This is a genomic window from Roseateles sp. P4_D2 (assembly GCF_056401875.1).
The window spans coordinates 141,250-166,296 of the sequence record NZ_JBFUIM010000004.1; the positions used below are offsets into that span (position 1 = coordinate 141,250).

The 25,047-nt window shown below is 67.4% G+C and carries 24 protein-coding genes and 1 riboswitch; of the genes, 8 read left to right on the forward strand and 16 right to left on the reverse strand.

Features of this window, described 5'->3' with window-relative positions:
* Positions 1–7 precede the first annotated feature (7 nt).
* From AC1DW0_RS08715 to AC1DW0_RS08725, 3 genes are read right to left on the reverse strand one after another with little or no spacing between them, the layout of a single operon-like run.
* Positions 8–298 (reverse strand): hypothetical protein, encoded by a 291-nt coding sequence (locus tag AC1DW0_RS08715; protein ID WP_477945416.1) that lies wholly within the window; start codon positions 296–298, stop codon positions 8–10.
* 42 nt (positions 299–340) lie between these two features.
* Positions 341–760, reverse strand: coding sequence for a response regulator transcription factor (locus AC1DW0_RS08720; protein WP_477945418.1), 420 nt, complete (start codon positions 758–760; stop codon positions 341–343).
* A 2-nt stretch (positions 761–762) separates the two neighbouring features.
* The gene (locus AC1DW0_RS08725) at positions 763–1,719 is read right to left on the reverse strand and encodes a LysR substrate-binding domain-containing protein (protein ID WP_056192407.1); all 957 of its coding nucleotides are present in this window, start codon (positions 1,717–1,719) and stop codon (positions 763–765) included.
* Positions 1,720–1,809: 90 nt separating this feature from the next.
* Between AC1DW0_RS08725 and AC1DW0_RS08730 the strand changes: the two genes are divergently transcribed.
* Complete coding sequence (locus AC1DW0_RS08730; RefSeq protein WP_082532395.1) at positions 1,810–2,106, forward strand: DUF2917 domain-containing protein; 297 nt, start codon at positions 1,810–1,812, stop codon at positions 2,104–2,106.
* Here AC1DW0_RS08730 and AC1DW0_RS08735 read toward each other — a convergent pair.
* Positions 2,056–2,463: a TfoX/Sxy family protein gene (locus AC1DW0_RS08735; RefSeq protein ID WP_457390567.1), complete on the reverse strand. Its 408-nt coding sequence runs from the start codon at positions 2,461–2,463 to the stop codon at positions 2,056–2,058. The genes AC1DW0_RS08730 and AC1DW0_RS08735 overlap by 51 nt on opposite strands.
* Before the next feature lie 6 nt (positions 2,464–2,469).
* Entirely contained in the window at positions 2,470–3,597 is a 1,128-nt protein-coding gene (locus AC1DW0_RS08740; protein ID WP_057298115.1) for a sterol desaturase family protein, read from the reverse strand.
* A 99-nt stretch (positions 3,598–3,696) separates the two neighbouring features.
* On the opposite strand from AC1DW0_RS08740, the gene AC1DW0_RS08745 reads away from it, so the two are divergent.
* The 4 genes from AC1DW0_RS08745 (at position 3,697) to AC1DW0_RS08760 (ending at position 7,532) form a co-directional block, all read left to right on the forward strand.
* Positions 3,697–4,266 (forward strand): 5-formyltetrahydrofolate cyclo-ligase, encoded by a 570-nt coding sequence (locus AC1DW0_RS08745; RefSeq protein WP_057298116.1) that lies wholly within the window; start codon positions 3,697–3,699, stop codon positions 4,264–4,266.
* A 655-nt stretch (positions 4,267–4,921) separates the two neighbouring features.
* Positions 4,922–5,161 carry a DUF1161 domain-containing protein gene (locus AC1DW0_RS08750; RefSeq protein ID WP_477945422.1) on the forward strand — a complete coding sequence of 80 codons (240 nt, stop codon included), beginning with the start codon at positions 4,922–4,924 and terminating at the stop codon, positions 5,159–5,161.
* 8 nt (positions 5,162–5,169) lie between these two features.
* Positions 5,170–6,486 carry a Xaa-Pro dipeptidase gene (gene pepQ / locus AC1DW0_RS08755; RefSeq protein ID WP_477945424.1) on the forward strand — a complete coding sequence of 439 codons (1,317 nt, stop codon included), beginning with the start codon at positions 5,170–5,172 and terminating at the stop codon, positions 6,484–6,486.
* Positions 6,486–7,532 (forward strand): hypothetical protein, encoded by a 1,047-nt coding sequence (locus AC1DW0_RS08760; RefSeq protein WP_477945426.1) that lies wholly within the window; start codon positions 6,486–6,488, stop codon positions 7,530–7,532. The genes pepQ and AC1DW0_RS08760 overlap by 1 nt, the downstream gene beginning before the upstream one ends.
* Here the strand turns inward: AC1DW0_RS08760 and AC1DW0_RS08765 are convergent.
* Complete coding sequence (locus AC1DW0_RS08765) at positions 7,525–8,538, reverse strand: sigma-70 family RNA polymerase sigma factor (protein WP_477945428.1); 1,014 nt, start codon at positions 8,536–8,538, stop codon at positions 7,525–7,527. The genes AC1DW0_RS08760 and AC1DW0_RS08765 overlap by 8 nt on opposite strands.
* A gap of 178 nt (positions 8,539–8,716) precedes the next feature.
* Here AC1DW0_RS08765 and AC1DW0_RS08770 point away from each other — a divergent pair, with 178 nt between their 5' ends.
* Positions 8,717–9,508, forward strand: coding sequence for an SDR family NAD(P)-dependent oxidoreductase (locus tag AC1DW0_RS08770; RefSeq protein WP_477945430.1), 792 nt, complete (start codon positions 8,717–8,719; stop codon positions 9,506–9,508).
* On the opposite strand, the gene AC1DW0_RS08775 is transcribed toward AC1DW0_RS08770, so the two are convergent.
* A complete protein-coding gene (locus AC1DW0_RS08775) occupies positions 9,505–11,751 on the reverse strand; it encodes a xyloglucanase (protein ID WP_477945432.1) in 2,247 nt (748 codons plus the stop codon). The genes AC1DW0_RS08770 and AC1DW0_RS08775 overlap by 4 nt on opposite strands.
* Positions 11,752–11,924: 173 nt before the next feature.
* A complete protein-coding gene (locus tag AC1DW0_RS08780; protein WP_056192426.1) occupies positions 11,925–12,389 on the reverse strand; it encodes a low molecular weight protein-tyrosine-phosphatase in 465 nt (154 codons plus the stop codon).
* Between the two features lie 100 nt (positions 12,390–12,489).
* On the opposite strand from AC1DW0_RS08780, the gene AC1DW0_RS08785 reads away from it, so the two are divergent.
* Positions 12,490–13,545, forward strand: a complete 1,056-nt coding sequence (locus tag AC1DW0_RS08785; protein ID WP_477945434.1) for an acyltransferase family protein — start codon at positions 12,490–12,492, stop codon at positions 13,543–13,545.
* Between the two features lie 59 nt (positions 13,546–13,604).
* On the opposite strand, the gene AC1DW0_RS08790 is transcribed toward AC1DW0_RS08785, so the two are convergent.
* The 6 genes from AC1DW0_RS08790 to AC1DW0_RS08815 form a co-directional block, all read right to left on the reverse strand.
* Positions 13,605–15,890 (reverse strand): TonB-dependent receptor plug domain-containing protein, encoded by a 2,286-nt coding sequence (locus tag AC1DW0_RS08790; RefSeq protein ID WP_477945436.1) that lies wholly within the window; start codon positions 15,888–15,890, stop codon positions 13,605–13,607.
* 73 nt (positions 15,891–15,963) lie between these two features.
* Positions 15,964–16,578, reverse strand: a complete 615-nt coding sequence (locus tag AC1DW0_RS08795; protein ID WP_056192435.1) for an OmpW/AlkL family protein — start codon at positions 16,576–16,578, stop codon at positions 15,964–15,966.
* A 126-nt stretch (positions 16,579–16,704) separates the two neighbouring features.
* On the reverse strand, positions 16,705–17,544 hold the full coding sequence (metF, locus tag AC1DW0_RS08800; protein WP_457352611.1) for a methylenetetrahydrofolate reductase [NAD(P)H]: 840 nt from the start codon (positions 17,542–17,544) through the stop codon (positions 16,705–16,707).
* On the reverse strand, positions 17,541–18,287 hold the full coding sequence (locus AC1DW0_RS08805; protein ID WP_056192440.1) for a TlyA family RNA methyltransferase: 747 nt from the start codon (positions 18,285–18,287) through the stop codon (positions 17,541–17,543). Before AC1DW0_RS08805 ends, metF begins: the two co-directional genes overlap by 4 nt.
* A gap of 6 nt (positions 18,288–18,293) precedes the next feature.
* The gene (gene ahcY / locus AC1DW0_RS08810; protein WP_056192443.1) at positions 18,294–19,706 is read right to left on the reverse strand and encodes an adenosylhomocysteinase; all 1,413 of its coding nucleotides are present in this window, start codon (positions 19,704–19,706) and stop codon (positions 18,294–18,296) included.
* Between the two features lie 76 nt (positions 19,707–19,782).
* Positions 19,783–19,864: riboswitch (S-adenosyl-L-homocysteine riboswitch) on the reverse strand.
* Positions 19,865–19,874: 10 nt separating this feature from the next.
* Positions 19,875–20,774 (reverse strand): AraC family transcriptional regulator, encoded by a 900-nt coding sequence (locus AC1DW0_RS08815; RefSeq protein WP_477945439.1) that lies wholly within the window; start codon positions 20,772–20,774, stop codon positions 19,875–19,877.
* 156 nt (positions 20,775–20,930) lie between these two features.
* On the opposite strand from AC1DW0_RS08815, the gene AC1DW0_RS08820 reads away from it, so the two are divergent.
* Entirely contained in the window at positions 20,931–21,932 is a 1,002-nt protein-coding gene (locus AC1DW0_RS08820; RefSeq protein ID WP_457442523.1) for an aldo/keto reductase, read from the forward strand.
* Here AC1DW0_RS08820 and AC1DW0_RS08825 read toward each other — a convergent pair.
* Both AC1DW0_RS08825 and AC1DW0_RS08830 read right to left on the reverse strand, forming a co-directional pair.
* Positions 21,922–23,145: an MFS transporter gene (locus AC1DW0_RS08825; protein WP_477945442.1), complete on the reverse strand. Its 1,224-nt coding sequence runs from the start codon at positions 23,143–23,145 to the stop codon at positions 21,922–21,924. The genes AC1DW0_RS08820 and AC1DW0_RS08825 overlap by 11 nt on opposite strands.
* Positions 23,146–24,645 (reverse strand): hypothetical protein, encoded by a 1,500-nt coding sequence (locus AC1DW0_RS08830; protein ID WP_477945444.1) that lies wholly within the window; start codon positions 24,643–24,645, stop codon positions 23,146–23,148.
* Positions 24,646–25,047: the final 402 nt, after the last annotated feature.

Here is a 25,047-nt window from a genome sequence, read left to right on the forward strand (position 1 = left end):
CCGAGCGTCACTTGCCGGGACGACGGGTCTTGAACAGGTCGATCAGTACCAGCAATATGGCGGTTCCGAAAACCCCGCCGAAGAAAAAGATGACAAGCATCAGTGCCTGCATTTCGAAGGCGCAGTCATATCGACCGTCGCAGGCTTTAGGGGCAAATATGCAGGCGAGAAGCCCTGCCCCGACTGCGTAGCAAAGTGAGACGACGCGCTCCTGGGCAAACAGGTAGCGGACCGCTGCAAATCCGGCTACTAGGTAAACAAGTACCCCCACGATCACAAGCGGCAGTCCGTTGAGCATTGGTTCTACCTGGTCACATGGGTGGTAAAGGAAAGGAAGTGCTCAGCGTAGCAAACCCAGCTCTCTCGCCTTCAGGATGGCCTCGGTGCGGCGCCGCGCATCGAGCTTTTCGAACAGCTTGGCCACATGCGTCTTGACCGTGTGGGGTGACACATGCAGCTTGTCGGCGATCTCCTTGTTGGAGAGACCCGCCGCCAGCAGTTCCAGCACCTCGCGTTCGCGCGGGCTGATGCCCAGCGTCGCCTGCGCCTGCGGGTTGCCGTCGAAGGGCTGGGCCGGCGGCGCGCGGTGGCCGAGCAGCTTGATGCCGGCCCAGGCGCCCAGGGCCAGGAAAACCACGGCGATCAGCGCGATATAGACCGTCTCGGACTGGGCGCGGGCGAGGTGGCGATAGTCCAGCCATTGCAGCAGCGCAGTCCCCGCCGCGAGGGCCAGGCCGTAGAGAAGGGCGCGCTTCCACATGGCTAGACCCCCGCCACCTGGGCCCGCGTGATGGCCGCCTGCTCGCGCACCCAGTCCGCAAACTGCTGCACCTCGGGCCGGCGCGCGGCGTTCGGGCCCAGCATCATCCAGTAGCTGAACGGGCAGCCCAGCCGTCCGGCCTTGCCGAAGGGCTCGACGAGCTCGCGGCGCGTCAGATGTTCGTGCACCAGGGGCAGGCGGGCCAGCGCCACACCCTGACCGGTCAGCGCGGCCTGCACCTGCTGGTAGGTGAAGTTCAGGTACAGCCAGCGGCGCGGCTGCAGATCGTGCTCCCCCATTTCGGTCAGCCAACGACGCCAGCTCAGGAACTCGGCGCTGGGACGGGCGTCGTCTTCTTCGGCCAGCGCATGGCCGGCGAGGTCGGCGGCGCGCTTCAGCGGCGCCGGTGGGTTTTGCAGATACCAGGGGCTGACGCAGGGCGACAGCAGCTCCTCGAAGAGCTGCTCGGCGTCCGCCGGCACCGAGGGACGGTCGTCATAGCGCAACGCCAGGTCGCTTTCGCCGTCCTCCAGGTCGACCTTGCGGTCATAGGCCGACACGCGGATGTCGATGTCGGCATGCTCACGCTGGAAGGCCTCCATGCGCGGGATCAGCCACAGCGATGCGAAGGACGCAAAGGTGCTGACGTTGACGACGCGCCGGCCACGCGAGCGGCGGATCTGGCGCACGGTCTGGTCCAGCCGGGACAGCACGGCCACGGCGGTGGGCAGCAGCACGGCGCCATCACTGGACAGCTCCACCTTGCGCGTGCCGCGCAGGAAGAGCACGCAGCCGATCTCCTCCTCCAACGACTGGATCTGCCGGCTGATGGCCGACTGCGTCAGGCTCAGTTCCTCGGCCGCCGCGCGGAAGGACAGCAAGCGGGCGACGGCCTCGAAGGCGCGCAGCGGGCCGATGGACAGGGGTCTTTGGCGGACTGGTTGCTTCGGCTGATTCATGCGTGAATGGTATCAATCGGCGCCGCGGAGTCATTGGACCGCCTTGGGTGAAATAAGCAGAATCCCTGACATCAACCCAGGAGTCTCATCATGAGCGACGCGCAATCTGTTTGGCATTTGGACGGTGGCCGGGCCATGACCTTGGCCGGTGGCGCCGAGTCTCGCCGCCTGGCGGTGGCCCGTGGCCGCGTCTGGCTGACGCTGTCGGGCACCCCCGACGAGCCGGCCGAAGACAAGTGGCTGGAGGCCGGCGAGGCCGTGGCGCTGGCGCCGGGCCAGACGGCGGTGCTGGAAGGCTGGCCCGCCGCCGACTTCGAGCTGCTGGTGCCGCCGGTATCAGCCTCGGCGAGCCGTGGTTTTCTTGCCCGCCGGTTTTTGGGCCGCTGATTTCTTCCTGGCCACGGGCTTCGCGGCCTTGGCGTTGGCGGCACGCAAGGCCGCCTCGAGCGCCAGCCGCGCCCAGGGCAGCATCAGCGCAGGTGATTCCAGCGTCTCCTCGGGCGGCTGGTAGTAGCTCATCACCTGGCGCTCGCCGTTCTTGGTACCGTAGCTGAAGGGCTCGCAGCCGGCTGCGACGAAACGCTCACGCGACACGTCGTCGGTCTTCAGATAGAGCTGGTTCGAGATGACCAAGGCCATGAACAGGCCGTCCACGTAGATGCCGTGGCCGCCAAACATGCGGCGCGGCTGCACCGGGCCGAGGGGCTGCAGCAGCTCGACGCAGAGCTCGATGAAGGCGTCCATGCGTGATCAGCCCTTCCAGGTGAACGGGAAGTGCAGCTGGCGCAGGAAGCCGTCGGGCACATAGTCACCCAGCACGCCGTAGTGCTCCGGCCATTTGCGATCCGACTGCACGGCGGTGCCGAACAGGTGGTCAAGAAAGGCGAAGTGAGCCGCGTAGTTCTTGTCCAGCGCCTCCTGGTCCTGCGAGTGGTGCCAGTGGTGGAAGTTGGGCGTCACGATGAGGTAGCGCAGCGGCCCCAGGCGCACGCTGACGTTGGCGTGGTTGAACACGGCCTGGAAGCCGACGACGACGATGTAGGCGTCGATGACTTCCTTGCTGAAGCCCAGCACGAAGATGGGTGCCAGCACCAGGGTGCGCGTGATGATGAGCTCCAGGATGTGTTGGCGCGAGCCGGCCAGCCAGTCCATGCTCTTCACGCTGTGGTGCACCGCGTGCAGGCGCCACAGCGTCGGCACCTCGTGATAGGCCCGGTGCGTCCAGTACTGCACCAGGTCGGCCACCAGGACGATGAGGAAGAGGGCGACGGGGAAGGGCAGGCCCTGCACCCAGCCCTGGATGCCGTCCTTGGCCGCCCAGCCGAAGAACTTGTGCACCAGGAGATTGGTGGCCAGCATCACGAAGCCCACGGCCAGGTGGTTGACGATGAAGTGGTGGAAATCCGTCTGCCACTCGGGGCGGAACACCGGCTGGTCACGGCGCAGCGCGAACAGCTTCTCGATGAAGACGAAGATCAGCGTCGAGCCCAGCAGGTCGAGGATGAACCAGTCCAGGCCGACATAGGGCGTGTGGTCGGGGAAGTTCGGGTCCACCTCGACCTTGTGCCCGCCCAGCGCCAATGCCAGGCCCAGCAGCACGAAGGTCCACAGCGCCAGCCAGCGCATGCGGCTGAACACGATGTTGAACAGCGCCAGCCCGCCGGACAGCACCAAGGCCCAGTACAGCAGGCGCCGGATCACGTCGACGTCGTAGGACTGGCGCAACTGCGGCGTCGTCAGGTATTCGGGGAAGTGGAAGGCCAGCACGCCGAGGAAGCACAGGATGGCGAGGGTCAGCGCGATGACGCCGCTGATCATGCCGCGGCCCGGCTTGAGCGCCCCGCTTGATTCGCTGAGCTGGTTGAGCTTGTTCAGCACTGGTGGTTCTCCCTGCGTTTCCGTTGGGTCGGGACTCTAGCGAGGTCGGCGCTTGGCCCACAATGGCCAGATTCACAGGTCCGGAAGAAAGCCACGCTCTTGGACGCCAACGACCGCGCCGCCATCCGGCACAAGCTGATCGAACAACGGCTGGCCCTGCCCAACCGCCTGGACCTGGCCGCCGAGCTGCAGGAGGTGCTGAGCGTCTGGCTGCTGCGCCGGCGCGAGACCACCATCGGTGCCTACTGGCCCATCAAGGGCGAGTTCGATCCACTGCCCACGCTCTACCGCTGGGGCGAGACCCACCCGCATCGCCGCATCGGCCTGCCGGTGGTGGACAAGGTGCACGGCACGCTGCGCTTTCATGTCTGGTACCCCGGCTGCCCGATGGAGGAAGACGCCTTCCACATTCCCAAGCCCAAGGACACCGAAGAATTCAAGCCGCAGCTGATGCTGGTGCCCTGCCTGGGCTTCGGGCCTGCCGGCCTGCGGCTGGGCTATGGCGGTGGCTTCATGGACAAGACGCTGGCGGAGATGGATCCGAGGCCGGCAGCTGTTGGGATCGGCTACGCGCATGGCTTTTTGCCGCTGTTGAAGCCGAGTCAGCTGGATGTGGCGTTGGATGCGATGCTGACGGAGGAGGGGGTGGTTTGGGATCGGGAGGGGTGACGGTGGTTTGGGTTGCTTTTGCTTAGGGCGTGTCTGCTCGCTGCATTGCCGGGAGTCCGTCCCGGCGGCCGGGTAACTTTCTTCTGCGGGGCCAGAAGAAAGTCACCAAAGAAGAGGCCCTGAACCGCACACCAGCGCGACACCGCGATGAGCGGCGCGCGAAAACATCCGCTGGCATTGCGCGAAGAAGCGACCCGCTGCGCTCTCGCGTCTGACTTGTCACGACCAACATCCATCGCACCAGCGGCCCGTTCGACGCGCGGCTGCACGCCGGGCTCATCAGAAAACCAAATGCAGCGTCGCCCGAGCGACGCGGCTGTTCGGTATTTGTCGGGCGTCGGCGTGCAGCCGCGACTTAAGCGGCGTGAAGGTCTGATCGCTGGTGCTCGGCACAAGTGGTGGGCGAGAGCGCAGCGGTTCGCTTCGGGGTGCAGCCCGCTTCGAGCAACGCGAGCACCTGATCCCGCTCGAGTGCGGATTGCATTGAGCGCTCCTCTTTTGGTGACTTTTCTCTGGCGCGTCAGAGAAAAGTTACCCGCCCTCGCGGGGCGGATTCCCGCGGCAGTGCACGCGAGTCATGAGGACTTGGGCAAAGACAACCGGATGAGTCCGCCTGTCTCACAATCCAATATCTCCCCTGACACACGCAAATCCGATGTCCAAGCCCACCCTGCTGATCCTGAGCGCCGCCGCCGCCGCTCTGCTGCTGACCCAGGCCGCCCACGCCGCGTCCAAGCCCTGCGACGAACTCAAGACCGAGATCGCCGCCAAGCTCGACGAGAAGGGCGTCAAGCGCTACGAGATCGCTGCCGTTGACAACGACAAGGTCGGCGACGCCAAGGTCATCGGTAGCTGCGACGGCGGCACGAAGAAGCTGACCTACGTGCGCAAGTGAGCCGAGCGATGAGCCTCTACACCGACCACCTTGCCGCATTGCAGCAGCACGCGGAATCGGCACTCGAGCGCACCGGCTTCGACACACTGCTGATCGCCTCCGGCATCGAGAAATACGCCTTCCTCGACGACCGGCCCTATCTCTTCCAGGCCAACCCGCATTTCAAGCACTGGCTGCCGCTGACCAACCACCCGCATTCCTGGCTGGCCGTGCGCCCGGGCAGGAAGCTGCGCGTCGTCTACTACCAGCCCGACGACTACTGGCATGTGCCGCCCAGCGCGCCGAGCGGCGAGTGGGTGGATGCGGTCGAGCTGGTCGTCATTCGCGAGCCCGAAGAGGCCGCCACCGCGCTGGCTGACTGCGTCACGCCGCGCACGGCCATCATCGGTGAGGCCGATGCCGCGCTGTCCGGCATCACGCCCAACAACCCCGAGACCCTGCTGAACCTGCTGCACTGGGCCCGCGGCGTGAAGAGCCCTTATGAGCTGGAACAGATGCGCGCCGCCCAGCGCCGCGCCGTGCCGGGCCACAACGCCGCCCGCGCCGCCTTCCTGCGCGGCGAGAGTGAGGCATCCATTCACCGGGCCTATCTGGTCGCCACCGGCCACACCGACCGCGACCTGCCCTACAGCAACATCGTCGGCCTCAACGAGCACGCCGCGGTGCTGCACTACCAGTACCAGGACGAGAGCCCGCCGCCCGAGTCGCGCAGCTTCCTCATCGACGCCGGCGCCCAGGTCAACGGCTATGCCAGCGACATCACCCGCACCTGGGCGGCGCCCGGCCATGACGAGTTCGCGGCGCTGATCGCGGCCATGGAGCGTGAGCAGCTCGGCCTGGTCGATGAGGTGCGCGAGGGCGTCGACTACCGCGACATCCACCTCAGCACGCACCGCCGCATCGCCCGCGTGCTGCGCGAGGCCGGCATCGTCAACATGAGCGATGAGGCGATGGTGGCCGAAGGCGTCACCAAGCCCTTCTTCCCGCACGGCATCGGCCATCTGCTGGGCCTGCAGGTGCACGACGTCGGCGGCTTCATGGCCAACGAGGACGGCGGCGTGGCCGACAAGCCCGAAGGCCACCGCTACTTGCGGCTGACGCGGCCGATGCAGGCGGGCATGGTGGTCACCATCGAGCCGGGGCTGTACTTCATCCCGACGCTGTTGCGCCAGCTGCGCGCATCGCCGCAGGCGGCGCAGGTTGACTGGGGCGCGGTGGAGCGGCTGTCGCGCTACGGCGGCATCCGCATCGAGGACGACGTGGCCTGCCGCACGGCCGGCGAGGCGCCCGAGAACCTGACGCGGGACGCATTCGCGTTGGTGTGATGAACCTCTCGATGGTGCTGCTGGCCGGCGCGCTCGCGCTGCCCGCCAGCGCGCCACCGCCCGAGGCCCAGCTCGGCCGCGTCGAGGTGCAGGGCGAAGCTGCCACGGCGCGTGAGAAGAAGACGCTGGGCCAGCTCTTCAAGGCCGAGGCGCTGTTCGAGAAGCACCATGTGCTGGCGCCGGCAGCGGCGCTGAGGTTCAAGGTCTATGCGCGCACGCAGGCCGAGACGACGCAGGCGCTGGAGCTTGGGCTGATGGTGCCCACCGGCCGACAGCCGGTGGTGCTGGACGCCGAGGCCCGCTTCGTCGTCGACCCGGCGTGGCGGCTGCTTCCTGAGCGCACCGAGGTGCGCAGCCGTCTGGCCGATGGTCGCGTGACCTGGCGGCCCGACATCCGCACGCCCGGCGTGCCCGAGAGCGAGCGGCGCCTGGGCGACCTGCGGCTGCAATGCCGCGTCGCCTTCGGCAGCGGCGTGGCACGCGGCGCGACGTTCCTGTTTGGGCTGCTGCAGCTGGACACCGCCGATTGCGCGGACCGTGACTGGAGCCCCAGCAACTTCGCCGACCGGCCCATCTTTGCCGTGACGCTGGTGCACGGCGAGCGTCGCCTGACCCTCAGCGCACGCCTGCTGCACGGCCTGCGCGACGACGGCGGGCCCGACTACGACTGGGGCTACTCGCTGCGCGAGCGCATGTTCCGCCTGCCGATGGGCGACGCCAGCTGGCCGGACGACACGCGCGTCGTCTTCGAGGCCATGGACGATCCGCCTTCGCCGCCCGAGGCGGAACTGCAGGCGCTCAAGAGCGGATGGGCACAGGAGGCGCTGACGCTCGCGCCCGGCCTGACGCCTGCCGAGGTCGCGCAGCGCCTGGGGCCGGCCAGCGACGACACGCGTTTCGAGTCGGGCCGGCGGTTGCGGCGCCATCTGCATGAGATCAGGACGCCGACCGGCCCGGTGCAGCTGGAACTGGTCAGCCTCTACGATGCCAGCGACCGGCTGCTGAAGTCGTCGCTGCGGCGGCTCGCCCCACCACGACCTAAGTGACCGGCGGCAGCGACCGCGGCAGGTCGAACCACGGCAGCACGCTGCTCTCGAAGCGCGTCAGTGCACAGATGCGCTCGCCCGCCAGCGTCATCACGAACAGGCCGGCGCCATGGCGGATGCCGTTGGGCGCGAGGACGTAGGCACCGAAGGCCGGCTGGCCATTGGCCCGCGTCGGCAGCAGCGTGAAGCGCCGGCCGGCGCCGTAGATGCTGGCGAAGAAGCGCGTGGCGGCGTCCAGGCCTTCGTACTCCAGCGGCATCGGCGGCATGGAGACAAACACGTCGTCGGTCAGCAGGGCCACCAAGGCGTCGAGGTTGCCGGTCTCGTAGGCCTGGGTGAACTTCGCGGTGATGGCCGTCTCCGCTGGCGAGCCGATCACAGGAGGTGCGGCGCGGCCCGTCGGCTGGCGGCGCTGCAGGCCGGCGCGGGCCCGCTTCAGCGCGCTGGTCACCGACTCCAGCGTCGCATCCAGCATGTTGGCCACCTCGTTGGCGCTGAAGCCGAGCACATCGCGCAGGATCAGCACGGCCAGCTGTCGCGGCGGCAGCAGCTGCAGGGCGGTGACGAAGGCCAGCGAGATGGATTCGCTGCGCTCGTAGACGGTGTGCGGGCCGGGCGCCACGTCGATGACGCCGTCCAGCAGCTCGTCGGGATAGGGCTCCAGCCACACCACCTCGCCGAGCCGGGTCGGCTCGGGCGGTTCGATGTTGGGCACGTCCCAGGCCTTGGCCGGCCGCCGGCTGGCGGTGCGGCGCAGGTTCAGGCAGCGGTTCGTTGCGATCTGGTAGAGCCAGGTGCGCAGCGACGCGCGGCCTTCGAAGCCATCCAGGCCCTGCCAGGCCGCCAGCAGCGTGTCCTGCAGCGCGTCCTCGGCGTCCTGGAAATTGCCGAGCATTCGGTAGCAATGCAGTTGCAGCTCGCGCCGGTAGGGCGCGAGCGCCTCGCGGAAGGCGTCGCCGTCGCCGGCCCGCGCCTTGTCGATCAAGTCCGGATTCACCCTGTCCATCGGTGCCTCGCTTCGTGGATTGATTGTCTTCATCCCTGTAGACACCGGCGGGCGCCGGAACTGGGCGGTCCCCGAGCGCCGCCCAGTTTGCTGATGTCGTGGTGTCTACAGCAGTGACGGGATCCCCCGTCGCCAGCCGTTGAGTTGCGGCTGGCCATCCATGCTGAAAGGAAGCGACATGCTGTTGAAGAACAAGGTGGCGGTGATCTATGGCGCCGCGGGAGCGATTGGTGGGGCCGTCGCGCGCGCGTTCGCGCAGGAGGGTGCCAAGGTCTTTGTGACGGGCCGCCAGCTTGGCGGCGTGCAAGCCCTGGCTGGCCAGATCGAGTCGGCGGGCGGGTCCGCCCATGCTGCGGAGGTGGACGCGCTTGACGAGCAGGCTATTGACCGGCATTTGCAGGCGGTGGTCGAACAGGCAGGGCACCTGGACATCTCGTTCAACGCTGCGGGGTTCTCGAACGCGAAGGCGCTGGGCGTGCCGTTGGTGGAACTGGGCCTGGCGCAGTTCTCCGCCCCGGTCGTCGACTACGCCAGGTCTTACTTTCTGACGGCGCGGCTTGCGGCGCGGCGCATGGTAGCGGCCAAGTCAGGCGTCATCATGACCGTCACTGCGCTGCCGGGGCGCACCGGCACGGCGCTGAACGGCGGCTATGGTGCCGCTCAAGCCGCCAAGGAGGCGTTGACGCGCGACCTGTCCACCGAACTCGCGCCGCATGGCATCCGCGTCGTCGGCCTGCGCCCGCATGGCATGCCCGAGACCCAGGTGATGAAGGAAGCCTTCGAGCTCAAGGCCGCGCGAATGGGCATGACGTGGGAGCAGTTCCAGGTCTTCCTCGCCAACTGGAGCCACCCGAAACGCGTCATGAGGCTCGAGGAAGTGGCGCAGATGGCCGTGTTCCTGGCCTCCGACAAGGCAAGCGGCATGACGGGCACGACCGTCAATCTGACGATGGGCGGCGCCTCTGATTAGGGATTTGGATCTCCGTACTGCACGCCGCGGCCATGCGTGCCGACGTAGACGCGGCCGAACACCTTGGGGTCGCCGCTGATCTGCAGGATCAGGCCCCACTGGTGCGCGTCGTCGTTGATGCGCCGCCAGCTCGCTGCACTGTCGGCCGACCGGAAGATGCCGTATTGGCCGGAGACGACACCGACGAGGTAGAGGGCCGGCTCGGCTGAGCCTGGCGACGCGCGGCCAAAGCCGAACGCGTGGATCTGCGTGACGGCGGGCTGCCGCTTGAAGCCTTTGCCATCACCGGCGCGGTACAGGCCGTGGTAGGCCGCGAGCCACAGGTCGCCCTCGCGGCCGGGCGTGGCGTAGAGCCTGTCCTGGCCGCCGCGGTGGTCGCCGCGGTCGCCGCCGTCGTGGTTGCGCGGCGCGGGGCGTTCGACGGCACCGTCGGGCAGGGCCAGCGGCCGGGCGCTGAAGGTCTTGCCGCCGTCGTCACTCGCGTACAGCTTGTCGTCGAACAGCGCCATTGCGTGGAAGCGGCGCGGGTTCACGCGGTCGGCAACGACACGGGTGCCGGCGGGCAGGCCCTGCGCCGCGGTCCACGTGTCGCCGCGGTCGTGGCTGACATGGGGCTGCCCACCCTTCGGTGTCCAGACCCAGGCCTTGCCATCCGCAGACACGGCGATGAAGCCGTCGCCGGACTTGGGGTCGGGCACGGCGGCCGGCTCACGCCAGGTCTTGCCGCCGTCCAGCGAATAGCCCAGGTTTTTGCCGATGCGTGCATGGCCGATGCGCACGATGACCTCGGGCGCCAGCTCGGCGCCGGTCACGTCGTGCGTGTTGCCGAAGAAGGGCGGCTTGGGGTTGCCGGGTGCGGGCACGTCGAGGTCGGCATGGACGAAGCCCGAGTAGTCACCGATGGCCGTGACGAGCGGGACGCCCTGGGTCGGGCTGTGCAGCGCCAGGGCCACGGTCTCCTCGATGCCGGTGCTCATGACCTGCCAATGCGTGGGCTTGGCGTTGTCGGCCTGGGTCAGGTCCAGCGTTTCCCAGCCGCCATAGCCGGTGGTGAAGAGGGCATGGTCGGGGTTGGCGGGGTTGATCTTGACGTCGTACATCCAGTGCACCGGCGTGTCGGCAACGTAAGGCGCGGCGGCGGCGTCGAACTTCGCAGCGAGGAACGGCGGCTTCCACGTCGCGCCGCCATCGGTGCTGCGAAAGAGCTGGTCGCCCGCGCCTCGGCCGACCGTGCTGGCGAGCAGGCGCTGCGGGTTCGCGGCATCGACGGCGACGGTGGCATAACCGAAGGGGAGGGCGGCGCTGGGGCGCTCGGGCGTGATGTCGGCCCAAGCCTGCTTGGGGATGTCGTAGCGCCAGACCGCGCCGTCTTTCATACGGTGCGGGCCGGGGTCGCTGGCATAGGCGATGTAGAGCTTGCCGTCACTCGCGAGCGCGGCGCGCATCGGGCGGTACTGCGTCGGGGCACCGGGGATAGGCAGCCAGCTCGTGCCGGCATCGCGACTCACCCAAAGGCTGGGCCGGCCGATGACCGACACGCCCGCGTAGATCGTTCGGCTGGGCTGGCCGCGTGTGCCACTGCTCGGGTCGAAGAGCACGAAGTTGATCGTCGCCTTGCCGTCGCTGCCGCCCCAGCTGGGTGGCGGGCCGTCGGCCGCGTCGCGGCGCCAGGCCGAGTCGGGGAAAGCGTCCACGCGCTGGAAGCTCTTGGCTGCATCCGCGCTGCGCCACAGGCCGGCAAAGCGGCTGGCGAGGTAGAGCACGCGGCCGTCATTGGGGTCCACGGCCAGCCGCTCGCCATTGCCGCGGCCGCCCTCATTGCCGCCGAGCTTGAAGGGCAAGTCGGTGCGCTGGAAGGTGCGGCCGCGATCGTGTGAGCGCAGCACGGCGCCATTGGGAACGGCGGGGTTGGTGTAGGTGCCGCAAGCCAGATACAGGGCGTCGGAGTCGTTGGGGTCGACGGCCAGGCTCTCCACGCCCATCAGGTTCACGTCGGCCAGCGGCAACCAGTCCAGCAGCGGCTGCCAGGGACCGGTGGCCGTGTCGCGGCGGTAGGCGCCGCCCATGTCGGTGCGGGCATAGGCCAGGCCCGGCACGGCGGGCTGGAAGACGATGCCATCCACAAAGCCGCCGCCACCGATGGCGACCGGGCGCCAGTTGTAGGACACGTCGGCAGGTGGCGCGGCCTGGGCAGTTGCGGCGGCGAGCAGCAGGGCGCCCAGCAGGGGCTTGATGGGGTTCATGTCTCCAGCACTTCTTATGACAGCGCTCGACATCGTAATTTGTTCGCTCGACGAACAAATACGGTTTACCCCAAGAAACTCGATGTCACCGCTGCTGATTGGATGTGGCGCGGCACGCTCTCAAGAGCGGAACGCCGATCCAGCCCGGACTGCATGGACGCGAGGCGAAACGATCATCGCTTGCGAAGGCTCTCAACCAATCCATCACAAGCTGCTTCGACCAAGTCCAGCACCTCATCGAAGCCGGCAGCGCCGCCGTAGTAGGGGTCAGGCACTTGCGGGTTGCCTGCGTGAGGCGCGTAGTCCATCAGCAGCTTCAGTCGATGCCGTTGGCTGGGCGGGCACAGCCGTTCCGCATGGGTGAGGTTGTCGGCATCCATTGCCAGCACAAGGTCGAAGCGGGCGAAGTCCTCCGCCACCAGCTTGCGGGCGCGCAAGCGACTCAGGTCATAGCCACGCTTCAGCGCGTGCTCCTGGCTGCGCTCATCCGGCGGCGCGCCGATGTGATAGCCGTGCGTGCCGGCCGAGTCCACCTCAACATCGAGGCCGGCAGCCTCCAGCTTGGCGCGCATGACGCCCTCGGCCGTCGGGCTGCGGCAGATATTGCCCATGCAAAAGAACAGGATGCGGCGGGTCATCAGTACATTCTCGACCGGGTTGTGGCAGCCGGTGGTGGGTGATCTTTGGCTTGAGCCGGTTGCTACATTGGAGGCAGAACGACATAGCGCCGGGGAGGCCATGAGCAATCGCGCAAACAACTTCGACGGGCTGCGTATCGTCGGCGCATTCCTGGTGCTGTTGACACATCACTTCCCGCTCATGGGCGGTATCGAGCCCGGCATTCGATCCACGTCCATGATCACGTTGGGCCATTTCGGCGTGATGCTGTTCTTCAGCATCAGCGGCTACCTGGTCGCGCAAAGCTGGGAGCGCGACCCCCACGTTGCTCGGTTCCTGGCGCGGCGTGCGCTGCGCATCATGCCCGGCTTCGCGGCCTGCATATTGGTGCTATGCATCGGCCTTGCCTGGTACGCCGCCACTCGCCACAGTACCGCCTACTGGCAAGGGCTCCTGGCCTACAGCGGCAACCTTGTTCCGCTGAGCTATTGGGACGACATTCACTTCATCGCCCGGCCGGGCGATGGGAAGCTCAACGGCCCCCTCTGGACCATCCCCTATGAGGTTCGTTGCTATCTGATCTTCGCGGTGGGCGCATTCCTTCTGCAGAAGCGGATGCGCTTTGCGGTGGCGGGCGGGCTGCTGTTGGGGCTGACCTGCTATCTGGCCGCGCACCTCGACGATGCCCTGGTGGCGCGCGCGCTCGTGGCCGAGGAGTTGCGCCTGACGCAGTTGATGCTGTTCTTCGGCTTTGGTGCAGCCCTTCTCTACTTCCCTCTTACCGCGCGGCGGCTTGCCGTCCTCCTGGCGGGTGCACTGGTGGCCGCGCTGCTGGGCCATCAGCATCTGGCGACCTGGCTGGCCATTCCGCCCGTGGCGGTCTGCGTGGGCAGCCGCTCATGGCCCGTGCTGCGCAGTGCCGGCCGATTTGGCGATTTGTCCTACGGTGTCTATCTGTGGGGTTGGCCGACCCAGCAGCTGGTGTACATCTGGCTGGAGCCCAAAGTTCCTTTCCTCATGTCGCTGCTGCTGACGACATGCATGGTGTTGGTCCTGGCTTGGTTGTCCTGGACGTTCATCGAACGTCCGGCCCTTCGACTCAAGCCTCGCACCAGGCAGAGGCAGGAGGCCGAAGCACCTTCGCTTGCGCACCCCGGCCAGGATATGGCGGCGTAATACTTAGGCGAGCGCCTGCGCTCGCCTAACCCGCTACCAGGCGATACCGGCAGCGATGCTCAAAACCGCATGTCTGCCCGCAGCGAGATCACCCGGAAGGTGCGGTTGCGTGACCAGCTGTCGGTGACGATGTTGTGGCTGGTGATGGTGTCGATGTAGACGGCCTCCGACGTGACCTGTGCATCGCGCGGCAGCAGGTTGGCCAGGGACAGGCGCCAGTTGATGCCGTCGCGCACCGAGCCGCTGGCCCAGGACAGGTAGGCATCGAACTGGCGGCGGGCGGTCTCCTCACGCTTCAGGTTGAGGGTCTGCTGCACGCTGCTGGCCGGCACGTAGTTGAAGTTGAAGCCGCTGCCGAAGTTCTGGCCCAGGGCCTTCCAGCGGTGGTCGAGGCCGAAGTTCAGGCTGCCGCGCGGCTGCTGGTCCAGGCGGGCGTTGGAGCCCGGGATGCCCTTGACCTTGCTGTCGAAGACGGCGATGTTGAAGCGCAGCAGCAGCAACTGCCATTCGGGCGGCGCTTCCTCCCACAGCTCGTCCAGGCGCGCCTTGACCTCGAACTCGAAGCCCATGGTGCGCGCGCCTTCCATGTTGCGCGGCCGGCTGACCCAGCGCTGCGACTCGTCCCAGGGCACGGTCTCCAGCTGCAGGTTGCTTCGGATCAGGCTCTTGATGTCGCGCACGAAAGCGCTGCCCGACACGATGCCGCCGGTGGGCAGCCAGTGCTCCAGGCTCAGGTCCACGCCGGTGGCCAGCTCGGGTTTGAGGTCGGGGTTGCCGGCGCGGTCGGCGTAGGTGGGCAGGTTGGGGCCGGTGGGGTAGGTGGTGTTGATGGTCGGCCGGGCGATCAGGTCGTTGAGGTTGGGCGAGCGATAGCTGCGCGTCAGGCTCAGCCGCACCTGGTCCTTGGGGAAGGCCTCGGGCTTCCACAGCAGGTGAAAGAGCGGCGACGTGACCTGCGAGACGTTGCGCGTGTCGGGCAGCAAGCCGCTCGCGTCGGCGCGGGTCTCGATGCGTTCGTAGCGGATGCCGGCATAGACCGACCAGATCTTGCTCGGGCTCCACTCGTCCTGCGTGTAGGCCGCAAAACGCTGGTTGCGCGAGCCCAGCGTGTCGCCGAACTTCTGCAGCGCGGGCGACTCCACGCCGTCGATCAGCGTGCGGCGCACCTGCACCCGGTGGCTCTGCTCGCTCTCGGCGCCGGTCACCCACTGGTGCTCCTTGGCGGTCTTGAGGCTCCACTTGGCGCCCAGGCTGGTCTGGCCTTCGTCGGTGACGTTGTGGTCGTCCTGGATGCGCTCCAGGTCGATGCCGATGTCCTTCAGCGTCTCGCGGCGCTGGCTGTTGCTGGTGGACTTGAAGCCGCCACGGCCCACGCGCAGGTCCCAGCTCTCACCGACGGCGGGCCGATAGTTGGCCGACAGGTTGAGTCTCAGGTTGTGCACGCGGCTGTCGTTTTCGCCTTGCACGTCGCGAAAGCGCGTGAAGCCGACGGCGTTGTTCTGGCTTGAACCTTCGCTCTGCGACAGCGCGAAGAAGGGCGCGAGGTTGAAGCTCAGCGTGTCGCTGTATTTCCAGCGCAGGCGCGCATTGCCGTTGAGGTTGGCGCTGTTGCCCACGCTCGTGCCTTGCTGCACGGTCTCGTTGAGCACCTGGCCGGTGTCGGTGTCGACGACGCGGTTGTGCGAGTCGATGTTGTTGAAGCGACGGTGCAGGCCGGCGTTGGTCGACACCGCGCCGACGAACTCGTCGCCGTTCGGGCCGCCCCACTTCAGGTTGCGCGTCCAGCTGGCGTCGGCCTGCGGCTCGCCGCGGTCCTGGCCGAGGCTCAGGCGCAGCTCGTTCGTGGCCTTGAGCAGCGGCTCGCGCAGGATGATGTTGATGGTGCCGGCAATGGCGCGCGCTCCAGTCTCGGCGGTGGGCGCGCGGTAGATCTCGATGCGCTCGACCTGGTCCGGCGGCAGGTCCTCCACCGCGAAGCCGGCCGGCGCGCGTTCGCCGTCGACGAGGATCTGCGTGAAGCCGCTGCCCAGGCCGCGCATGCGGATGTCGCCGCCACGCCCGGGCCGGCCGCCGATGGTGACGCCGGGCAGGCGGCGCAGCACGTCGCCCAGCACCGTGTCGCCGTAGCGGTCCAGGTCTTCGCGCTCGATGACGATCTTGCTGGCCGTGCTGTTGCGGCGGCGGCTGTTGGCCGTCGGCCCGCCGTTGACCTCGACGCGGTCCAGGCGGTTGGCGGCGCCGCTGGCGGCGGAGGCCGGCGCGGCGGGCGGGGGCGGGGGCGTTGTCTGGGCCGCGCACAGGGCGTTGGCACACAGCATTGCCAGCGCAACAAGAAGGCGGCTCATGGCCGCGCATTCTTGCGGAGCGAAGTGACTTTCGCTTACGTAAAGCGCTCATTTACATGAGCGCAAGCGGCCGTCAGAACCGCCAACCCAGGCCGACGCTGGCAAGTGTCGGGTTGACCTTGAACTTGCCGGCCGACGCGCCGTTGGCATAGACCGTCGTCTGCAGGTCGACCTTCTTCACGTCGAAGTTCAGATAGGTGCCCTTGCTGATCTCGACGTCTGCGCCGATCTGCCAGGCAGCGCCCCAGCTGTTGTGCTTGATGCTGGGATGAAGAGCGGTCTGCACGGCAGGCGCGAACTCGACGCTGGAGAAGTTCGTGTAGTTCACGCCCGCACCGACGTAGGGACGCACGGTGCCGGTCGGGTTGAAGTGGTACTGCAGCGTCAGCGTCGGCGGCAGGTGCTTGAGCGAGCCGATCTCGCTGCCGTTGGAGTAGATCGTCTGCTTCTGCGGATAGGTCAGGATCAGTTCGGCCGCGATGTTGGGCGCGATGAAGTAGCTGAAATCAACTTCTGGGAAGGTCTTGTTGTTGATCGACAGGCCCAGGCCCGTGCTGTCCTTGTTGGCGGAATCCAGGTGCAGCGCCCGCACGCGTACCAGCAGCGGGCCTTCATCGGCGAAGGCGGGCTGCAGGGCAAGGGCAGCGGCGGCAACGGCGGCCAGGCGCAGGGCGGAAGAGAACTTCATCAATGGCTCCAGTGAATGGGACGTGTCCCGATGGAGGCATTGCACGCGCCGGCGGCTCACGGCGGTTTGAGGCAACACAAGGCGGCGCCTCGCAGCGCCACACTCGATGTGGGGTTTTGAGCTGGATCAAACCTTGTTGCCAAGGCCGAGGCGTTTGCACAACTCCAGCGTCAGCGCGCTCTGGTTGAGCGTGTAGAAGTGGATGCCCGGCGCGCCGCCGTCGATGAGGCGTTCGCACAGCCGCGTGATGACGTCCAGGCCGAAGGCACGGATGCTGGCGGCGTCGTCCATGAAACCTTCCATCTTCATCTGCACCCAGCGCGGGATGTCGATGCCGTCACGCTGCGCGAACTGGGCGATGCGGCCGTAGTTGTGGAAGGGCATGATGCCCGGCACGATGGGCTGGGTGACGCCCAGGCGGCGCGCCTCGTCGACGAAGTGGAAGTAGGCGTCGGCGTTGAAGAAGAACTGCGTGATCGCGCCATCGGCGCCGGCCTTCATCTTGTCGACGAAGTGCTGCAGGTCGCGCGCCGCATAGCGCTGCTGCGGGTGCACCTCGGGGTAGGCCGCGACCTCGATATGCCAATCCTTGCCCTGGGTCTCGCGGATGAAGCTGACCAGTTCGGAGGCGTAGCGGAACTCGCCCGCCGTGGCCGTGCCGCTGGGCAGGTCGCCGCGCAGCGCGACGACGCGGTGGATGTCCTGGGCACGGTAGGTGGCCAGGATCTCGGCGATGTTCTCGCGCGTGGAGCCCACGCAGCTCAAGTGCGGGGCGGCGTTGAAGCCGGCCGCGGCGATGTCCATCACGGCGCCCAGGGTCTTGTCGCGCGTGGAGCCGCCGGCGCCGTAGGTGACGCTGAAGTACTGGGGCGACATCGCGCCCAGCTCCTGCACGACGGTCTTGAGCTTTTCGACGCCGACCGGCGTGTTTGGGGGGAAAAATTCGAAACTGACAAGGGTGCTCATCGGGAGGCCCACAAGAAGAATTCGCGGTTGCCATCACCGCCGGTGATGGGGCTGTCGAAGTAGTCCAGCACCTTGAGGCCGAGGGCCGTGCAGGCCAGGCGCACGCGGGCTTCCAGTCGCGGGTAGTCGGCCTCGTCCTTGACGAGACCGCCCTTGCCCAGGGCTTGTGGCCCCAGTTCGAACTGCGGCTTGATGAGCACGAGCAGATGGCCGTGCACCTCCAGCCAGGGCAGCAACTCCGGGAGGCTGCCCACCATGGAAATGAAACTCAGGTCGCCGACGATCAGCGTGAAACCGCCCGTCGGCGCGTGCTGGCGCAACACGTCCAGCTCGCGCACATGCACGCCTTCCAGCGCCGTGACGCGCGGGTCGGCCAGCAGCTTGGCATGCAGCTGGCCATGGCCTACGTCCACGCCAACGACATGGCGGGCGCCGTGAGCCAGCAGGCAGTCTGTGAAGCCGCCTGTGCTCTGGCCGACGTCCAGCACAGTGTGCGTCGTGACGTCGAAGCCGACGCGGGTGAGCGCGCCTTCCAGCTTGAGCCCGCCACGCGACACATAGCGCAGCTCCGCGTCGTCGGTGACGCGCAGCTGCGCCGTCTCGGGCAGGTCCTCGCCGGCCTTCTTCAACATCGCCCAGCCGGTGGGCGAGGCCCATTCGGCGGCGGCGTTCGAGATCAAGCGCTGGGCCACCGAGCGGGTCGGTGCCAGGCCTTGGGCGACGAGGAGCTGGTCAGCGCGCATCGACGATCAGTACCGATAAGTGTCGGGCTTGTACGGGCCGGCCTTGTTGACGCCGATGTAGGCGGCCTGCTCTTCCGTCAGCTCGGTCAGCTGCGCATTCAGCGTGGTCAGCTGCAGGCGCGCGACCTTCTCGTCCAGGTGCTTGGGCAGCACATAGACCTGGCCGATGGCGTAGTTGTCCTTGTGCGCGTAGAGCTCGATCTGGGCGATGGTCTGGTTCGCGAACGAGCTGCTCATCACATAGCTCGGGTGGCCCGTGCCGCAGCCCAGGTTCACCAGGCGGCCCTTGGCCAAGAGAATGATCCGCTTGCCGTCCGGGAAGATCACATGGTCGACCTGGGGCTTGATCTCTTCCCACTCGTACTGCTCCAGCGCCGCGACCTCGATCTCGTTGTCGAAGTGGCCGATGTTGCAGACGATGGCGTTGTTCTTCATCGCCAGCATGTGCTCGTGGCGGATGACGTTCTTGTTGCCGGTCGTCGTCACGAAGATGTCGGCCTTGCTTTGGGCGTACTCCATCGTCACGACGCGATAGCCTTCCATCGCGGCCTGCAGCGCGCAGATGGGGTCGATCTCGGTGACCCACACTTGCGCCGACAGCGCACGCAGCGCCTGGGCCGAGCCCTTGCCCACGTCGCCATAACCGGCCACGACGGCGATCTTGCCGGCGACCATCACGTCGGTAGCGCGCTTGATGCCGTCCACCAGCGATTCACGGCAGCCGTAGAGGTTGTCGAACTTGCTCTTGGTGACCGAGTCGTTGACGTTGATGGCGCGGAACAGCAGCGTGCCCTTGGCCGACATTTCCTTCAGGCGGTGCACGCCCGTGGTCGTCTCTTCGGTCACGCCGATGATCTCAGCGCTCTTGCGGGTGTACCAGGTGCCGTCTTCGGCGACCTTCTTCTTGATGGCCGCGAACAGGATGCGCTCTTCCTCGCTGCCGGGGTTGGCCAGCACGGACAAGTCCTTCTCGGCCTTCTGGCCCAGGTGCATCAGCAGCGTCGCGTCGCCGCCGTCGTCCAGGATCATGTTGGGGCCTTCGCCCGCCTCGCCCTTGCCGGCGAATTCGAAGATGCGGTGCGTGTAGTCCCAGTAGTCTTCCAGCGTTTCGCCCTTGTAGGCAAACACGGGCGTGCCGACGGCGGCCAGCGCGGCGGCGGCGTGGTCCTGCGTCGAGAAGATGTTGCACGAGGCCCAGCGCACCTCGGCGCCCAGGGCTTGCAGCGTCTCGACCAGCACGGCCGTCTGGATGGTCATGTGCAGCGAACCGGTGACGCGTGCGCCCTTGAGCGGCTGGGTCTCGGCGTATTCCTTGCGGATGGCCATCAGCGCCGGCATCTCATGCTCGGCGATCTTGATTTCCTTGCGGCCCCAGTCGGCCAGCGACAGGTCCTTGACGATGTGATTCGTGGTGCTCATGCAGGGCTCCTTCAAGCGAATGAAGCCGCTGGCGGGTCGTACGGGGGGATCAAACCTCACCCAGGCACGGATTGCCAGCGGGTGAGCGCAGTTGCAGGGGGTCAGAACTTCCGAGCCTGGCCTCAATAGGTGCTGAGGTTGCAACGCTCCTCGGAAGGAGGCGGCATTCTAGCCGGCAGCGCTGCGCAGCAGCGAGATGTCCTCGCGTGGCGGCGCGCCAAAAAGGCGACGATATTCACGGCTGAACTGCGAAGGGCTCTCGTAACCAACCCGGTGCGCGGCGCTGGCGGCATCCAGGCCATCGCCCAGCATCAGCCGGCGTGCCTGCTGCAGGCGCAGGTTTTTCTGGAACTGCAGCGGTGACAGGGCGGTCAGCTGCTTGAAGCGCAGATGCAGCGTCGACGGGCTCATGTGGGCCAACTCGGCCAGTTCGTCGATGGACAGAGGTTCGGCATAGCGGCGCGACAGCTGCTCGATGACGCGGCCCACGCGGCGGGTGACGCCGTCGGTATGCGCCAGCGAACGCAGCCGCGGGCCCAGCGGGCCGGTCAGCACGCGGTAGAGGATCTCCCGCTGCACCAGCGGCGCGAGCGTGCGCAGATCCTGGGGGCTGTCCAGCAGCTGCAGCAGACGCAGGGCAGCGTCCAGCAGCGGCGCGGTGACGGGCGCGACATGCAGGCCGGCGTCGTTGCCTTCAGGCGGTGCATCGCCGTCCAGCAGCAGCTCGGTCAGCGCCTGCGTCTCGCAGCTCAGGCGTATGCAGACATAAGGCTTGTCCGGGCTGGCCTCCACCACCTGGCCGCGCGGCAGCATGGTCATCGGCACAACCAGGCACTGCATCGCGTCGTAGTGCACCACGCGCTCGCCGAGCTGCGCGCGCTTTCGCCCCTGCAGCACCAGCACCAGGCCGGGCTCGTAAACCGCCGGCACCGGCTGGGCCGGCGCGCTGGCGCGGATCAGCCGCAGCCAGGGCAGGGCGGTCGTGTGCAGGCCATCTGCGGGCGCGCGGGCCAGGGCTTGCGCGATGGTGCGCTCGCGCAGGGCGTGCAAGTCATCGTCTTGAGGCATGTGGGCGATTGTGCAAACACTTGCCCAAAGCTGGCCTCGTGCAGGGGCATGCGCTGGAGGATCGGGCAAGCATGTCCGAGCTTTGTGCTGGGCGACCGGCGCCCGGTTTCCTAAGCTGTCGCCATCCCGTTGATGATCCCTTCAAGGAGTTCCACCATGACGCATTCGACCCTTCCCCGCCGCCGCCTCGGCGCTCACGGCCCCGCGGTGTCTGCCCTAGGCCTGGGCTGCATGGGCATGTCTGAGTTCTACGGCCCGGCCGATGATGCCCAGTCGCTGGCCGTGCTGCACCACGCGCTGGACATCGGCATCAACTTCCTCGACACGGCCGACATGTATGGCACCGGCGCCAACGAGCGCCTGCTGTCGCAGTTGCTGGCCACGCGTCGCGACGAGGTGATCGTCGCGACAAAGTTCGGCCATGTGCGTGCGCCGGATGGCGCGGCGGTGCGCATCGACGGCAGCCCGGCCTATGTGCGCGAGGCCTGCGATGCGAGTCTCAAGCGCCTGGGTGTGGACCACATCGACCTCTACTACCAGCACCGCGTCGACAAGAACGTGCCCATCGAAGAAACCGTCGGCGCGATGGCTGAGCTGGTCAAGGCCGGCAAGGTCGGGCACCTGGGCCTTTCGGAGGCCTCGGCCGCGACCATCCGCCGCGCGCATGCGGTGCACCGAATAGCCGCTGTGCAGACCGAATACTCGCTGTGGAGCCGCGACGTCGAAGCCGAGATCCTGCCCACCTGCCGTGAGTTGGGCATCACGCTGGTGCCCTACAGCCCGCTGGGCCGCGGCTTCCTGACCGGCGCCATCCGTTCGGCCGAGCAACTGGCACCCGACGATCGCCGTCGCATCCATCCGCGCTTCCAGGGTGGCAACCTGGACCACAACCTCGCGCTGGCGGATGCGCTGTCGGCGTTGGCCGAGGAGTGGAGCTACACGCCGGCCCAGCTCGCGCTGGCCTGGCTGCTGCACCGGGGCGAGGACATCGTGCCCATTCCCGGCACGCGCAGCATCAAGCGGCTCGATGAGAACGCGCTGGCGTCCCACATCCACTTCGATGCCGGCCGGCGCGAGCGCATCGAGGCGCTGCTGGCCGCGCACATGGTGGCCGGCACGCGCTACCCGGCGGCGCAGATGAGCGCGGTCAACGTGTGATGCTGCGATAGGCCCAGAAGCGCGGCAACAGGAAGCCGGTGGCGATGACACCGGCCAGGCAGATCACGCCGCCGATCCAGATCGCCGGCGCCACGCCCCAGGCGTCGGCCATGAAGCCTGCCCGCGCGTTGCCGACCAGCGGGCCGGTCAGGTAGCTGATCATCTCAATGCCCGCGAGCCGCCCGCGCAGCGTGTTCGGGATGGTCTCGTTCCAGATGGTGCCGCGGAACACGCCGCTGACCATGTCGGCGGCACCCGCCACCGCCAGGCAGGCCAGGCCCAGCATCAGGCTGGGTGCAAAGCCCAGCGCCACGATGCCCAGAGCCCACACCGCCGCCGCGATGACGACCGCGCGGCCGTGGCGGCTGACCTTGCCCGTCCAGCCGCTGAACAGGCCGATGACCAGCGCGCCGACCGACATCGCCGACAGCAGCCAGCCCACCGACTCGGTGCGCCCGTCCGCCGCCGCCATCGCCGGGAACAGCGCCACCGGGAAGGCAAAGGCCATCGCGACGATGTCGACGATGTAGGTGCCCATCAGCTCGGGCCGCGCCCAGGCGAAGCGCAAGCCCTCGGCCAGGTCGGCCAGCAAGTGCGGGCGTTCGCCGGGTGCGTCGACCGTGCCGATGGTTTCGCGCGGTATGCGGGCGATGAAGAACAGCGCCGCGATGAAGGTCGCGAAGTCGAAGATGTAGGCGCCGACCGCGCCCCATTTCGCGAGCAGCAGCCCGGCCAGGGCCGGCCCGGCGACCATGCCCACCGTGCCCCGCACCGACGACAGCGCCGCGACGGCAGCAAACTCCTCGGGCCGCGCGAGTTTCTGCGTCAGCGCCTCCAGCGCCGGCCGATGGAAGCCGCTCGCGCCCTGCAGTACCGCCACCAGCGCGTAGATGGCCAGCACGCTCGGCGTGGCGCTCAGCGCATTCATCAGCAGGCCGGCCAGGCACAACGCCATCAAGGCCTCGGAGCCGATCAGCAGCCGCTTGCGGTCGACCCGGTCCGCCACCGCGCCGCCCAGCAGGCCGCACACAACAACGGGGATCAGCTGCACCAGGCCGAGCAGGCCGACCTGGGCGTTGGAGTGCGTCAACTCATAGAGCTGCCAGGGCACGGCCACATAGCTGACCATGGTGCCCAGGCCCGAGATGAACTGACTGGCGAAGAGACGGCGAAAGGCGGTGTTGCGGCGCAGCGGCCCGATATCAAGAAGCATTCAGTGAACTTGGCTTTCGAAGCGGGCAAAGCGTGCTTCGAGGTCCCATTGCAGGCGGGCCTTGGTGTGGGTGGAAAGGAAGTCGCGACAGCGCGCCGTCTTGGGCTCAGCCCCGGTGCGTTCGCCCGCGCAGCTTGCAACGAAGCGGCCGCTGCCGGTGTCGGCCAGCAAAGCCTGACCTTCGACGAAGCCGTAGTGGAGGGCATTGCGCGACAGCTGCTTGAAGTCACGGTAGCTCAGCTTCGGATAGGTGGCCGCGGCGCGCTGGTATTCGTTCGTCAGGTCGATGCGGAACACGCCTTCATCGTCGGCCGACAAGGCCGTGGGCACGCCGAACTGGCGGTACAGCAGGAAGGGGTGCTGATCGCCCTTGAGGTCGTGCACGATGGCATTGCTGGTCAGGTTGATCTCAACCATCACGCCCCGCTTGGCCATCTCGCGCAGCGTGTCGAAGGCGCCGGTCTCCAGGCCGATCGCCTCGCCGTGACCGATGCGGCGCGCACCGGCGACGTCCAGCGCCTGGCGGATGTGGTCCTTGAAATCCTCGGGCGGTACGAGGCCGAATCCGAACTCGCCGGCGTGCAGCGTGACCTTCACCTCGGGGTAGAGCTTGCTTAAGCGCCCGATGACGCTCATCTGCTCCTTGTAGTGGCGTAGCGTGCCGGGGTCGTCCTCGGGCGCGACGAGATTGAGCCCGACGTAGCGCGGGTCGGCCTTCACAAGCAGGAAGGCCAGCGCGATCTGCGCATTGACCTGCTCGGGCGGGAAGGTGCGGATGACCTGGGCCAGATAGCGCAGCGCCACGCCGCAGCCCGGCTCGGCATTGGCCTGGTTGCAGTGCGCCAGCTCGCGCCAGCGCTTCTCGATGCGGTCCAGCTCGGCGCGCGTGTCGGCGACGATGCGCTGCAGGGCCGGGTGATGGGTCCAGTCGCTGGTGGGCCGGTCGGCGCGAAAGGCACCGGCCTCGGCCGCCGCGATCGCGCGCGCCTTGTCCATGCCCCAGGACTGCAACAGCTCCAGGTAGACCGTGTTCTCCGCGCCGCGGCGGTTGGTCGCCTCACGCAGCATGTCGCCCTCGCGGCCGAGCGTGCCGGGGATGAAGCGGCCGAAGGTGACGAAGGTCTGGTCATGGCCCGACTTGCTGCCGCGCTCGAAGTTGCGTACCGAGTAGGCGTCGACGAGCTGGCTGTAGCGGGCGCTGTCGGCCGCGTAGTCCTTCATCAGGGGCCGCGCCGTGTCGCAGGGCGGGAAACTGATCTGGCCACTGGCCGGGTCCACGCATTTGCCGTCGGCGCTGGCCCAGCCAATGATGTTCTCGGCGTAGATGCTGCCGTCCAGGTGGTTGTGCAGGTCGCCGCCCTTGGGGAAGGTGGCCATGAATTGCCGCAGCAGCCAGGGGTTGCTGCGGGCTTGCTCAAGCGCGCGGGCTGCACCGGCCTCGTCGGCATGGGCCAGCGGGCACAGGGTCAGGGCGAGAAGCAGTGGGGCAAGACGGCGCATGGCGGCAACTCGGGCGGCAATCGTGACCGGGCGATCCTAGGGGTGATCGACCCAAGCGCCGCGATCTCGTAGATCCGGGCACGATGGCGTTGCTGTCGATAAGTCGGATGCGGTACAACGATGTGCTCTCGCCAAGCCCTGCGCCAAGCGTTCGCATGCAGCCAGGGATCGATGCCGCCAATCACAAGCGCGGCGCCCTCCAGCCCGACATGTATGGGCTCCTAGCCTTCGGTGAAATCTTCAAGCTGCCTAACGAGGCTGGGCAATAACCCGATTTCTGCGATGCCCGGAGCGGCTGATCACCGTGGATGCTGAGGAATTCTTCATCGTTTGATGCGTCGAGCCGCCGGCCCGATTGGATTGGACCTTGTGAATGCCCTGTGTGGCGCTTCTGGCGCCTTG